This is a genomic window from Enterococcus sp. DIV0970a (genome assembly GCF_051711265.1).
In the GTDB taxonomy this organism is placed as follows: Bacteria; Bacillota; Bacilli; order Lactobacillales; family Enterococcaceae; genus Enterococcus_D; species Enterococcus_D casseliflavus.
Genome location: NZ_JBIOMF010000001.1, coordinates 910,836 through 923,356 on the forward strand (window position 1 = coordinate 910,836; position 12,521 = coordinate 923,356).

A 12,521-nucleotide genomic window follows, 5' to 3' on the forward strand; every position below is an offset into this window, starting at 1 on the left:
GGAAGACCTATGTTCTCTTTTTTCAAAAAAGAAAAAAAGCCCACAGAAACACCAGCGGTTCCTTTGACCGCTGAAGAAAGCCAAGAGGCAGAAGAGCTTATTGCAAATCTAGAAAGTCAGTTGCAAGCAGAAACTGACATCGACGAACAAGCAAAATTGTATGAAGCGTTAGGCTTGGCGCAGGCAAAACTTTCCCGCACAGAAGAAGCGATCGACGCATTGGAAAAAAGCTTGCAGGCGAAAAAATCGATCGGGGACGGCTACAAAAAACTGATGTCCCTTTACAATGCTCAGCGTGCCGCCGCCGCACGAAACGGCGACGATGCAAAGATCGACTATTACATGGACAAAATGGAAGAAATGCGGCAAATCGCCAAACAACTTACGATCAGCGGCAATTAAACTAGACGAGGTGGAATCAAGGATGTATACAACATTAAAAGAAGTAACGAAAACAGCAGAAGCATTGAATTTTACAGTGGGGGCTTTTAATACCCATAATTTAGAAATGCTGCCAAGTATGCTGCGGGCAGCCAAAGAGATGGGGGCACCCATCATCATTCAAACAAGTATCGATACGGCGAAATACATCGGCTATGATGTCTTGGTCAATGTCGTCAAAACGATTGCCGATCACGAGCTAGTAGATGCTGTCTTGCATTTGGATCATGCCAGAGATTTCGATGAGATCAAAGCGGCGATTGATAGCGGCTATAGCTCGGTGATGTATGATGGCTCGCATTTGCCCTTCAAAGAAAACATTTTGAAAACGCGCGCAGTCGTAGAATACGCTCATGCCCATGGGGTGTCCGTCGAAGGAGAACTAGGAACGATCGGCGGCACAGAAGAAGGCATTCATGTGGAAGAAGACGATAAAGTCTTCACACGCCCAGAAGATGCGGTAGAGTTTGTCGCTGCTACTGGCGTCGATGCGCTAGCCATCGCTATCGGAACCAATCACGGTCAATTCCGCTCCAAAACCGAAGTGAATGTTGAGTTATTGAAGGAGATCCATGCAGTCGTCGACGTGCCGCTAGTCATTCATGGAGGAACTGGCGTCAAAGAAGAAGATTATCCTGAATTGATCAATAACGGCATTCGCAAGTTTAATGTAGGTACTGAATTGTTGGTCAATTGGACGAAGATTGCGAAAGAAAATTTTGGGGCAACGGAAGTCAACAAATCTTTGCGCCACAACGTGATCCCATCCAATGAAGCCATCAAAGAAATCGTCAAGCACAAGATCGGCCTTTTCATGAATACGAAAGCGCCGACTGCGATCGGCAAATAGATGGTACGCAAAAAGATGCTTGTTTTATTAGCAGGCAGCCCTGGAACTGGAAAAAGTTATTTACTGAATCTGTTGAAGAAACGTTTTCCTGATCTTTTCGCTCTTACGCCAGATGAAATCAAAGAGTGCTATGCCGAATCCCTCGGCTTTGATTCATTGGCAGAAAAAGCCCAGATCGAAAAGCAGTATGTTTGGCCTTTTTACTATCAGGCATTGGGCTTGTACATGTCTTTAGGAAAACGCTTGGTGGTCTCGGAATACCCTTTTAGTGAAAAACAGAAGCCATTGCTGACTTTTCTCGCCCAAAGCTATGGCTATGACTGCTTGACCATTCGCTTGACAGCTTCTTTTGAAACCTTATGGGAAAGACGTTACTTACGTGATCGAGCGGATGACCGCCATTTGAGTTTTATCATGGAACGGTACCATTACGGGGATGTACTGGAAGATAGACAAGCTGCAACCAACCATATAACCAAAGAAGCGTTTCGGCAAATCATCACTGATCGCCGTTACGATGACTTTCAGTTAGGAGCGCTTATCGAAGTCAATGTGGAAGATTACGAGCAAGTGGATTATCGCCCGTTGATCGAGAGAATCGCTGAACAACTCAATGACTCAAATTGAAGAAAAACAGGCGCTACACCTGAAAAGGGCAGCGCCTGTTTTTTTAGTCTAAGCCCAAAAATTTCGAAGTTCCTTGGTTTTGGACTTGGAGGATTTCGGCTAATACTTTGGCATCAAATTGCCCCTCTTTATTGGCAGAATAGACATTGACCTTGAGCTGGTAGTCGGGCAAAGCATAGTTTTCAAGACTTGCTTCAAGCTGCGCGACCGCTTGTTTCGAGAGTGGTTCACCGACGAGTTTTAATTCAAGGGATTGTTTCTGCTCATTAAGTGTTTGCTCCAGCAAATAATGTTCCCCCAGTTTGGCTTCTACAAAACGCTTGGCATGGTATTCCACGATGGTCGTTTGGATCGTCGTATAAACGAAGAAACTGCCAATGACCGTGATCGGTAAGGCAACCACGGCAAACTTCCACCATTTTTGGTGACGGAAATCCCCATACTGCAACAGCCAGATGGTAATGAACAAGGAAAAACAAATCAAAAAGGAATTGGTGAAGAAGAGTTGAGCAGACTCCCATGAAATCGAATAGTCTTTGATCGACAGCCCATAACCCGTCACACAAAGCGGCAAAATCAGGGACGTCCCGATGGAGACACCGATAATGACATCGTTGTCGCGGCCTCTGACTTTGGCAAAAGCCAGTGCTGAACCACCGATCAATGCGATGCAAATATCCCAAATCGTCGCAGACGTCTGGGTCATGATTTCAGGGGTTGTATCTTTGACTGGCGTGAGTAAGAAAAAGGCAAATGAGATGATAAGTACGATGATGACTTGGATGCTAAAGACCAGCAGCCCTTTTTTGACTAAGCGCAAGTGGGAAAGACCTAAACCAAAGCCGATCCCGTTGATCCCATTTAAAAGTGGCGAAATCAACATCGCCCCGATAATCGAGGTAGTGGAATTGTAATTCAAACCAATCGAAGCAATCAGCGTTGCACAAACTAAAAGTGCATAGACGAGCATCGTTTGGTCCATATCTTTTTGAATTTTTCCAATCAATTGTTCTTTGGAAACTAAATCAGGCGTTAAGTTCACCTTCATCATCCTTTCTGAGAAAAATCGTTCTGCTCTTTTCATTGTCCCTTAAATCGGCTGATTTTACAAAAATCTGCGTTTATCAGGCGATGGCAGCAACGAGAATTCAATGATTGGGTTGCCAATCTTTTGCAAAACCGCCGATTTCCTCTAGAATAAGAAGCATAACAGAGAAATGGAAAAGGCGGGGAATGGATGAAAGATTATTTTGCGCAATACAAACGCCTGTTATCGATCGCTGAAGCAGGTTTATACTATGGCAAAGATGTGTACGATAAGGAACGTTACCAAGAGATCAAAGAGTTGGCATTGCATTTGATGAGTACCGTCGTGGATCAAGACGCAGCTGCGTTGACCCTTTTAACAGAAAAAAATGAGGGCTATCCTACGCCCAAAGTCGATGTACGAGCATTGATCCAAAAAGACGAAAAAATCTTGCTGGTGGAAGACAGTCTGACGAAAGAATGGTCACTGCCAGGAGGCTATGCAGAAATTGGCTTGACGCCACGGGAAAACATCAAAAAAGAAGTGCTGGAAGAAACTGGCTTACTCGTTGAGGTCAAGGAGCTGCGAGCAATTTTTGATACGAATCTAAGACCAGACATTCCGCAAGTGTTTCAATACTATAAGCTGGTCTTTGCCTGTGATGTTTTGGCAGGGGACTTCATCAAAAACAGTGAAACCTCCAACAGCGATTACTTTTTGTTGAAGGAGCTGCCGAAGCTTTCCATCAAGCGCACCACCAAGGAACAACTGGAGCAATTGGTGAATGAGAAGTCGTTACACGTTGATTAAAAACAGCTAAGGGTAAGATGTTGGAAAAAGCGTTTTATTGGTTTTTTTAACTGGATAATATTTACTTGCAGATAAAGTTGGTTTATGATTGATTTCGTCGTTTTCATTATAAAAAATCAAGCAATGGCGACACCTTTGCTTGATTGCTGGAGGAGTAAAAATGAAGAATCAAATCAATTCCTTTTTTGGGCTGGATGCCTTACAAACAACGGTCAAACGAGAAATCTTAGCTGGTTTTACCACCTTTATCTCGATGGCCTATATTTTATTCGTCAATCCAACGGTCCTTGGGGCATCTGGGATGGACGAAGGTGCCGTCTTTACGGCAACGGCGTTAGCCAGCGCATTGGGCTGTATCTTGATGGGGGTTTTAGCAAAATACCCGATCGCTACGGCACCCGCATTAGGGATCAACGCGTTCTTTTCTTATTCAGTCTGTATTGGAATGGGGGTTCCATGGCAAACAGCATTAGCGGGTGTGTTTGTGGCATCACTGATTTTCATCGTGATCACGATCTTTAAATTACGGGAGCTGATCATTGATGCGATCCCTGCTGATTTAAAATATGCCATCTCTGGGGGGATCGGTCTGTTCATCGCCTTTTTGGGATTGAGCGAAGGCGGGATCATCGTTTCCGATGATTCGACCCTTGTGGCACTAGGTTCATTGAGTGTCGGTACGACGTGGCTGACGATTTTTGGGTTAGTGATCACTGCCGTCTTGATGGTTCGCAGAGTTCCTGGTGGAATTTTTATCGGGATGGCCGCAACAACTGTTTTAGGTCTTTTGACTGGCTTGATCCAAGCACCATCCAGTATCGTTTCTGCTGCACCGAGTATTTCGTCCACATTCTTAGTGGCGCTAAACCATGTAGGAGACATCAACTCCCTGCAAATGTGGGTCGTAGTACTGACTTTCTTACTCGTCACTTTCTTTGATACTGCAGGCACCTTGGTGGGACTTGCCAATCAAGCGGGTTTTATGAAAGACAACAAAATGCCGCGGGTCGGCAAAGCACTTGCTTCTGACTCCACCGCCATGCTCGCTGGTTCTTTATTAGGGACCTCACCAGTAGGCGCATATGTCGAATCCTCCGCTGGGATCGCCGTGGGCGGTCGCTCTGGCTTGACTGCCGTGACGACTGGAATTTTCTTCTTGTTCGGCTTGTTCTTTTCACCATTGCTATCCGTTGTTACTTCCCAAGTGACGGCACCAGCACTGATCGTTGTAGGTGTGCTGATGGCACAATCGCTGCGAGAAATCAAATGGCACGAAATGGAAATCGCAATCCCAGCCTTCTTGATTCTACTAGGCATGCCGTTGACCTATAGCATCTCCGATGGGATCGCCTTGGGTTTCATCTTTTACCCAATCACCATGTTGGCAGCCAAACGCGGCAAAGAAGTCTCACCAATCATGTACGGCTTGTTCTTTGTCTTTCTTGGGTTTATGTGGATTTTGAATGTGTGAGAGAGACGTTTTAATGTAAACTTAGGATAGGATTTCAACTAATAAAAAACCAGTTAAGCGTGGCTTAGCTGGTTTTTATTATATGTCGCTTGCTATAAAAATGTTCAGAATTGAATAAGGATTTACTATCCGTGGTTTATATGCCGACGGATCAGGGCGTTGTATTGCTTAAAAAAATACTCAATGATCTGATCGATCTTCGCCATATCTTGTAAAGGGAGGTTTTAGTTTCTCTACCATTCATTGATTGTAAGATTACTTTGAAGTGAAGCTTCATTCCAAAACCGCCTAACCCAACAATTTTCACGCAAAACCTGCGCTTTTCTTTCAGTTATTGTTATAATAAAAGAAAACGCAAAGGTGGGAAATCATGACAACGATCAAGGACATTGCTGAAAAGGCGGGAGTAGCGAAAAGTACGGTTTCCCGCTATCTGAACAATGGCTATATCAGTGAAGAAAAGCGCAAAAAAATTGATCAGATCATTGCTGACACTGGCTATCGCCCCAATACATTTGCTCGTTCGCTGAAAGCCCAAGACACGAAATTGCTGGGCGTGATCATTCCTCGACTGAATTCACCATCGACAAATGATGTGTTGAAAGGGATCGATACGACGGCACGGGAAAACGGCTATCAAATGCTGATCACCAACTCTGATCAAAGCGATGAACGGGAATTAGAAAATATCGAAATGCTGGTCAAACAAAAAGTAGCAGGGATGATCCTGTTTGCGCGCAAAATCACGCCGCAGCTGCAAGCGGTGCTGGCAGAGGTTCCTATGCCTGTTTTATTGTTAGGTCAACAGTTAGCTGGCATTCATTCCATCGTCCATGAAGATTATCAAGCTGGCAAAATCATGGCAGAATATGCAGTCAGCGCTGGCCACCGACGTTATTTATTTGTTGGTGTCAGCGAAAATGATTATGCGGTAGGTGTCTTGCGGAAAAAAGGATTTCTTGATGTCTTGGCACAAACGCCCAACGTCAAAGTCGACTTTATCGAAACGTCCTTTTCAAGAAGAGAAACGTACCAAAAAGCCCTTGTGTTCTTGAAAGATCAATCGGCAACGTACATCGCCTGTGCTACCGACAATATTGCTGTTGCTGTATTGAAAGCCGCCCATGAACTAGGGTATCAAGTGCCGCAAGACTTTTCCTTGAACGGATTTGGTGGCTATGATTCGACGGATTATGTCTATCCGACCATCACAACGACCCAATATCCCTATGTCCAATTAGGCATCGATGCCGTCTTAACGATCCAAAAACTGACACAAGGGGAAGAGGTTCCTGAAGTGATCGAATTACCGAATCGATTAGTGGTCAAACAGTCGACTGCCAAGCTTGACAAGCAGGAGAAATAAAGCAAACATTTTAAGAGAAAACAGAACGTCCAGTTGCGGCGTTCTGTTTTTTTATTTTCTTTGCTTGCAATTGCAAACGGTTTCTGTTAATCTACAAATGTAGAACCGGTTCCACAAATGAACCGACGATCAAAGGAGTGGGAAAAATGAAGGAACAAAAAACGATCGAGCAAGTGTTAGAAGCTGTTGGCGGCAAAGAAAATGTCAAAAACTTTGAACACTGTGCCACACGTTTGCGCTTGATTTTGAAAGACGATCAGTTAGTAGATAAAGACAAAGCGGAAGCAGTTGAGGGCAGCAAGGGCTATTTTTTCAACACGGGACAGCATCAGTTCATTTTTGGAACAGGAAAAGTCAATGAAGTTTATCAAGCCTTCGCAGCAGAAATGGGCAATGACGCCTCCGCTGATAAAGCTGGCTTCAAAGATGATGTCTATTCGAATCTGTCACCCGTCCAAAAAGTTGTCCGCACGTTGTCAGATGTCTTGGTGCCATTGATTCCAGCTTTGGTAACGACGGGGCTTTTGATGGGGATTCGGGGATTATTGACCGAGTTGGGGGTCACTTATAGTGCTGACTGGTTAGCTATGTTTGAAATGTTAACGGATACAGCGTTTGCCTTTTTACCTGTTTTGATCGCCTATAGTGCGACGAAAAAATTCGGCGGTAATCCGATCATTGGGATCGTGGTAGGATTGATGATGGTGGCACCGCAATTGCCGAACGCTTGGGCAGTTGCCAGCGGGGATGCAGAGCCATTGCACTTATTCGGTTTATCGATCTCTGGGTATCAAGGGTCGATTTTTCCAGCAATTATTGTCGGGCTCTTAGTTTCTAAGCTAGAAAAATGGTTCCGTAAATTTGTTCCGCAAATGATGGATTTGATCGTGACACCATTCTTAACGATCGTCATTACTTTAGGTTTGATTTTGTTTGCGTTAGGACCAATCTTGCAAGTAGCTGAAAGAGCAGTCATCAACAGTATCGTCTACTTGGTGCAAGCACCATTGGGCATCGGTTATATCATTTACGGAGGGGTTCAGCAAGTGATCGTGATCACTGGATTGCACCATTCGTTAAGTATTATTGAGTTAGGGTTATTGAATACGACAGGCGAAAACGTCCTACAAGTCTTAGGTACAGCAAGTATGGCGGGACAATTTGGGGCTGCGATCGCTGCGGCATTTATTTATAAAAACAAAGTCAAACGCTCAAATGCCATCAGTGCGGCGGTTCCAACCTTATTTGGGATCACGGAACCTTTACTATTTGGGGTCAACTTACGCTCGATGCGCATTTTTGGCGCAGGCATGCTGGGAGGCGCAGTCGGCGGGTTTGCGACGTATGTCTTCCAATTAGCTGCCACTGGGATGGGCATCACTTTTATACCAGGTCTATTGTTGTATACTGGAGATTTCGGTGCCATGCTGAAATACGTTGTCGTGATTTTGATTGCCTTTGGTGTCGGTTTTGCTGGTGTCCAATTGCAGCGCAAACCGCTAGCCAAAGAGTTGAACCAATAAATAATCCCTTGCTGTTCATCGGCAAGAGAAAAGAGGTACCACATTGTTAACGAAGGAATACTGGGCACAGCTTGCCCAAACCCAAAACGATTTAGCAGAAAAAATCAGTGCTGATGCGTGGCGCTTGAACTACCATTTGATGCCAGAAACAGGATGGATGAACGACCCGAATGGTCTTTGCCAATTCAAAGGCGTGGTTCATTTTTACCATCAATATGTACCGCAAACGCCCCATGGCGGGGAACCACCCCACTGGGGACACAAAACGTCGACGGATTATGTCACGTTTCAAGAAGAAGCGCTGTTTCTTTCTCCCGAACACGACTATGACAAAGACGGGGTCTACTCGGGTTCTGCCTTTATCGAGAATGACGCGATCCATTTCTTCTATACTGGGAATGTCAAACATCCTGGTGATCATGACTATACCTTTAGTGGACGAGAACAAAACACGGTCCATGTAATCAGCAAAGACGGCTATACCGTCGAAAAGCAAGAAGTCGTGATTCCTCATGAGGACTACCCTGAAGGATTTACCGATCATATTCGTGACCCAAAGGTTTTTGCCCACGAAGGCACCTACTATATGCTGCTAGGCGCGCGTACGTTGGAAAACGAAGGCAAAATTTTGATTTATGAATCGACGGATTTAAATGAATGGACCTATCGAGGAATCTTTTTCGGTGAGGACTATGCTCTAGGCTACATGTGGGAATGCCCAGACTACTTCCATTTAGATGGCAAAGATGTGTTGGTCTTCTCACCGCAAGGCTTGGCAGCCAAAGAACATGCCTACCAAAATATTCATCAATCAGGGTATCTGATTGGTGAGGTGGATTGGGAAACCCTGACGTTTAAAGAAACTTCTGCGTTTCGTGAACTTGATTATGGGTTTGACTTCTATGCCCCGCAAACCTTTGAAGATGAGCAGAAACGTCGGATCTTGTGGGGCTGGATGGGGCTAGGGGATACCAGTCCTGAATACAGCAATCCTACGATCCCTCGTGGCTGGCAGCATGCCGCAACGCTGCCAAGACAGCTTTCGGTCAAAAATGACCAGTTGTATCAAGAACCTTTGCCAGAATTCCAAAAATTGCGAGACAAGCAAGTCAGCCAAAAAATTGTGCTTTCAGAGAAACCGCAGCACTTGTCTTTCGATGAATTGGCATATGAGTTGCAAGTTACGGCGGAAGTCCCATTGCAGCAGTTCCAGCTTGGACTTTTGCAAGATACGACTTTGGCTTATGAAGCTGGTGTCTTCACGATCCATCATGGCGTTTCTGGCTACGGTCGTAAACAGCGCAGTGTCAAGGTCGATGAACTGACGCAGCTGCAGATTTTTGTCGATACGTCTTCGATTGAGATCTTCCTAAATGGCGGGCAATATTGTTTGACCTCTCGCGTGTATCCCAAACGGACCGAGGCGTTCGCTCTCAGCGGAACCGGCACGGTTTGTGTCAATGCTTGGGCATTGGCGAAAAATTAAAGCAACGATCCGAAAACGACAGCAAACAGTTGGTTTTTCTTGTTGCACCCCCAAGAGTCAGCTTTTTCTCTGGCTTTTAGGGGGGCATCATACCAACTATTTTGCTGTCGTTATTTGCTTGTTACTGCTTTTGTTGGTTTTGGATAAAGGTCTGCAGCGCAGGCGCATCGATCCGATAGCCGTCTGCAGTTTTTGTGACTAGTTTTTGCGTTTTGAAATCTTTTAAGGTATACGTTAAATGGCGATAGCTCACGCCTAAGTATTCTGCGGTCTCCGTTAATTTTTCTTGAAAAAGATCATCGATCGAAGCTTCCAACAGTAGATGAGCAAGGCGCCAAGCTAAGGGATAGGTTTGATTGACGGAAAAATGATCCATACGCAGCAGCAATTTTTCACCGATAGTTTTGCCTAGTGTTTGTACGAAAGCCAGGTCTTGCATGAGCCCGTGAGCTGCTGCTTGCATCGGAATGCCCAGACATGTTGTTTCACCGATCGCAACCACGGTTTTCGGTACTGTTTCGGCGCCAATCAACGTGAGATCGCCAATGCAATCACCAGGATGGAGAAACTGCAGCAAGGCACGTTTGCCGTTTTCTTGCGTTTGAATGATCTTGGCTTTGCCAGTCAATAGGACGAAAAAGACCGACATCGGCACCGTTTCTTTTTGGATCGCTTCTCGATGATCAAAGGTCCAGAGGGCACTTTGTTGTAAAATCTCCTCAGGAATCGGCAAAGGGCAGCTTTCTTTGATTGGTACCTGCTTTATTGCCAAGGCATAAGCGGTTTTTTTCACTTTTTTCCTCCGAACTAGGAGAAATCTCCTATTTGTTTTTAGTCAGTATAGCACATACTTAGAAAAGCAAAAAAGAAAGTGTGGGAGAAAAAATGAATAAAAAGCAATGGATAGGATCAGGGATTTTTTATGGGTTGAGTGCATTCGGGATCAGCTTGACCATTAAAGCAAGCGTTGGGGTCAGTAGTTTTAATGCCTTGAATGTTACGCTGGCAACGATGTCAGGAATCAAAGTCGGCACTATCACAACAGCCATCAATTTGAGCTTTTTAGCTGCCTGTTGGCTATTGGATCGGCGGCAGACGTCCCTCAAACAAAAAGGCAGTGAGTACTTGATTATGTTTTTTGCTTTGCTGGCTTTCGGCTATTTGATCAATGGCTTTGTTTACTACTTCTTGGCATCGCTGCACTTGACGAATTATTGGAGCCAACTAGCTGCTTTGATCGGTGGGATCTTGATTTCTGGAACGGCGACGGGGCAAGTCCTACGGTTGCAGGTCTTGAAATTTCCAATCGAGCACTGGTGTCATTTGCTGGCGCAACGCAGTCGTTGGACATTTAAGCAGTACCGTTATGGCGTTGATGCAGTCTGTATTTCGGGGGCACTCTTGCTAGCGATCAGTTTGGGCTTACCGCTAGCGGTGAGGGAAGGGACGGTCATTAGTTTCTTTTTGCTGTCAGGTGCCATCGCTTGGTCGAAGGAACGTGATTTGGCAGCGGCTTTACCCATTTGGCAAAGAAACAGTTAGCCGGTAGTATTCTTGGAATTGGGAAGGCGTCGAGTGTTCTAAAAATGCAGAAAGCGTTTTTTATGCTACTCTTGTTAAAAAAGCGAGATATTTAGTAGGAGGAGACAGGATGAATCGGTTGATTGAAGGGTTTCAGGAAAATTTTGCACCAAAATTGGTTAGGATCAGTGAAAATCGGTTTTTAGTTGCCGTGCGCAACGGAGTCGCTGTTACGATGCCGCTGACGATTATCGGCAGTCTCTTTTTGATTTTAGCCAATCTGCCTTTTCCTGGCTGGACCGAGTTTGTCGGGGAGTTTGGCGTCAAACTAGGCGCCGCCAGCAATTTTACATTTGGGATTTTGGGACTGGCCGCTTGTATCGGGATCGCCTACTATTTGGCGGCTTCGTATGAGATCGATCGGATCGGTTCTGTCGTGTTGGCAGTCTGCGCTTTTTTGCTGCTGCAGGCGGGGGAAGAATGGACGATCGATCCAGCTTCTTTGGGGGCATCTGGTCTGTTTACAGGAATCGTCACGGCGATTGCGACAGTAGTGATCCATCGCTTTTTTCTCAAGCACCGCTTAGTGATTCGGATGCCAGCAGAAGTGCCGCCCGCAGTTGCCAAGAGTTTTTCGGTCTTGCTTCCCGGAGCTGCCATCATCACGGGTGCCTGGGTGATTCGGGTCTTGTTGGAATTTAATGTCAATCAATTCGTGCAAGCCATCTTTTCACCGCTGGCAGTTGGTCTAAACACATTGCCTGGGATGCTGTTGTATACCTTTTTGATTTTGTTGCTTTGGTGTTTAGGGATTCATGGCAGCAATGTGATGGGGAGTATCGGCGATCCGATTTTTCTAGCTTTATTAGCAGCCAATACCGAAGCCTACACTGCAGGCGAACCGTTACCGAACATTTTTGCAGGCGGGTTTTATATCATGTTTTTGTGCTATGGAGGCACTGGTTCAACACTGGGGCTGATCATCAACATGTTAGTTTCAAAGAAAAAAGCCTATCGTTCTCTAGGGAAGATGGCTTTGCCCTCTGCTATTTTTTGTATCAATGAGCCAATCATTTTTGGGTTTCCGATCGTGATGAACCCTATTATGATGATTCCTTTCATCCTGACACCCCTTGTATTATGTGTCGGAACGTATTTCTTGTTGGTCACCAATGTCATTGGGCGAATCATGTTCAATCCACCGTGGACCACACCGCCCTTTATCAATACTTACCTTGCAACCGGCGGCAATATCCCTGCTGTTCTTTGGAGTATCGCTTCCTTACTGATTAGTGTGGCGATCTACTATCCATTCTTTAAAATCAGCGAACGAAGTTTAACAGAAGAAGAAAAAGGCGTTACCGACGCAGTTGCCGCGAAGGGGGAGAACTAAACGCTG

12 protein-coding genes are annotated in these 12,521 nt (G+C 45.3%); 10 read left to right on the top strand and 2 right to left on the bottom strand.

All coding sequences use genetic code 11. The features are described from left to right. Nucleotides 1-9 precede the first annotated feature (9 nt). From IGK14_RS04265 to IGK14_RS04275, 3 genes are read left to right on the top strand one after another with little or no spacing between them, the layout of a single operon-like run. Nucleotides 10-402, top strand: a complete 393-nt coding sequence (locus tag IGK14_RS04265; protein ID WP_154694229.1) for a tetratricopeptide repeat protein — start codon at nt 10-12, stop codon at nt 400-402. A 22-nt stretch (nt 403-424) separates the two neighbouring features. Continuing rightward, the gene (locus IGK14_RS04270) at nt 425-1,291 is read left to right on the top strand and encodes a class II fructose-bisphosphate aldolase (protein ID WP_010747730.1); all 867 of its coding nucleotides are present in this window, start codon (nt 425-427) and stop codon (nt 1,289-1,291) included. Beyond that, on the top strand, nt 1,292-1,918 hold the full coding sequence (locus IGK14_RS04275; protein WP_096741468.1) for a zeta toxin family protein: 627 nt from the start codon (nt 1,292-1,294) through the stop codon (nt 1,916-1,918). Nucleotides 1,919-1,961: 43 nt separating this feature from the next. Here IGK14_RS04275 and IGK14_RS04280 read toward each other — a convergent pair whose 3' ends face one another. Beyond that, nucleotides 1,962-2,966 (bottom strand): DUF389 domain-containing protein, encoded by a 1,005-nt coding sequence (locus IGK14_RS04280; protein WP_226818218.1) that lies wholly within the window; start codon nt 2,964-2,966, stop codon nt 1,962-1,964. Nucleotides 2,967-3,155: 189 nt separating this feature from the next. On the opposite strand from IGK14_RS04280, the gene IGK14_RS04285 reads away from it, so the two are divergent. From IGK14_RS04285 to IGK14_RS04305, 5 genes are all read left to right on the top strand, one after another. After that, nucleotides 3,156-3,755, top strand: a complete 600-nt coding sequence (locus IGK14_RS04285; protein ID WP_096741467.1) for an NUDIX hydrolase N-terminal domain-containing protein — start codon at nt 3,156-3,158, stop codon at nt 3,753-3,755. A gap of 160 nt (nt 3,756-3,915) precedes the next feature. Continuing rightward, complete coding sequence (locus IGK14_RS04290; protein ID WP_081116571.1) at nt 3,916-5,226, top strand: NCS2 family permease; 1,311 nt, start codon at nt 3,916-3,918, stop codon at nt 5,224-5,226. A gap of 370 nt (nt 5,227-5,596) precedes the next feature. After that, nucleotides 5,597-6,592 carry a LacI family DNA-binding transcriptional regulator gene (locus tag IGK14_RS04295; protein ID WP_096741466.1) on the top strand — a complete coding sequence of 332 codons (996 nt, stop codon included), beginning with the start codon at nt 5,597-5,599 and terminating at the stop codon, nt 6,590-6,592. Between the two features lie 146 nt (nt 6,593-6,738). Continuing rightward, on the top strand, nt 6,739-8,115 hold the full coding sequence (locus IGK14_RS04300) for a PTS transporter subunit EIIC (protein WP_438711667.1): 1,377 nt from the start codon (nt 6,739-6,741) through the stop codon (nt 8,113-8,115). Between the two features lie 43 nt (nt 8,116-8,158). After that, nucleotides 8,159-9,601, top strand: a complete 1,443-nt coding sequence (locus tag IGK14_RS04305; protein ID WP_154694232.1) for a glycoside hydrolase family 32 protein — start codon at nt 8,159-8,161, stop codon at nt 9,599-9,601. 121 nt (nt 9,602-9,722) lie between these two features. Here the strand turns inward: IGK14_RS04305 and IGK14_RS04310 are convergent, their stop codons facing one another. After that, a complete protein-coding gene (locus IGK14_RS04310; RefSeq protein WP_005225467.1) occupies nt 9,723-10,394 on the bottom strand; it encodes a cyclic nucleotide-binding domain-containing protein in 672 nt (223 codons plus the stop codon). Between the two features lie 92 nt (nt 10,395-10,486). Here IGK14_RS04310 and IGK14_RS04315 point away from each other — a divergent pair, with 92 nt between their 5' ends. Both IGK14_RS04315 and IGK14_RS04320 read left to right on the top strand, forming a co-directional pair. After that, nucleotides 10,487-11,143 carry a YczE/YyaS/YitT family protein gene (locus tag IGK14_RS04315; RefSeq protein ID WP_142973753.1) on the top strand — a complete coding sequence of 219 codons (657 nt, stop codon included), beginning with the start codon at nt 10,487-10,489 and terminating at the stop codon, nt 11,141-11,143. 109 nt (nt 11,144-11,252) lie between these two features. Then, the gene (locus IGK14_RS04320; RefSeq protein ID WP_194186142.1) at nt 11,253-12,515 is read left to right on the top strand and encodes a PTS sugar transporter subunit IIC; all 1,263 of its coding nucleotides are present in this window, start codon (nt 11,253-11,255) and stop codon (nt 12,513-12,515) included. The last annotated feature ends 6 nt before the right edge of the window (nt 12,516-12,521 follow it).

Coding starts and splice junctions, on each gene's coding strand:
- IGK14_RS04275 (WP_096741468.1), top strand. CDS start 1,292: ATGGTACGCAAAAAGATGCTTGTTTTATTAGCAGGCAGCCCTGGAACT.
- IGK14_RS04320 (WP_194186142.1), top strand. CDS start 11,253: ATGAATCGGTTGATTGAAGGGTTTCAGGAAAATTTTGCACCAAAATTG.
- IGK14_RS04265 (WP_154694229.1), top strand. CDS start 10: ATGTTCTCTTTTTTCAAAAAAGAAAAAAAGCCCACAGAAACACCAGCG.
- IGK14_RS04285 (WP_096741467.1), top strand. CDS start 3,156: ATGAAAGATTATTTTGCGCAATACAAACGCCTGTTATCGATCGCTGAA.
- IGK14_RS04300 (WP_438711667.1), top strand. CDS start 6,739: ATGAAGGAACAAAAAACGATCGAGCAAGTGTTAGAAGCTGTTGGCGGC.
- IGK14_RS04295 (WP_096741466.1), top strand. CDS start 5,597: ATGACAACGATCAAGGACATTGCTGAAAAGGCGGGAGTAGCGAAAAGT.
- IGK14_RS04280 (WP_226818218.1), bottom strand. CDS start 2,966: ATGAAGGTGAACTTAACGCCTGATTTAGTTTCCAAAGAACAATTGATT.
- IGK14_RS04290 (WP_081116571.1), top strand. CDS start 3,916: ATGAAGAATCAAATCAATTCCTTTTTTGGGCTGGATGCCTTACAAACA.
- IGK14_RS04315 (WP_142973753.1), top strand. CDS start 10,487: ATGAATAAAAAGCAATGGATAGGATCAGGGATTTTTTATGGGTTGAGT.
- IGK14_RS04270 (WP_010747730.1), top strand. CDS start 425: ATGTATACAACATTAAAAGAAGTAACGAAAACAGCAGAAGCATTGAAT.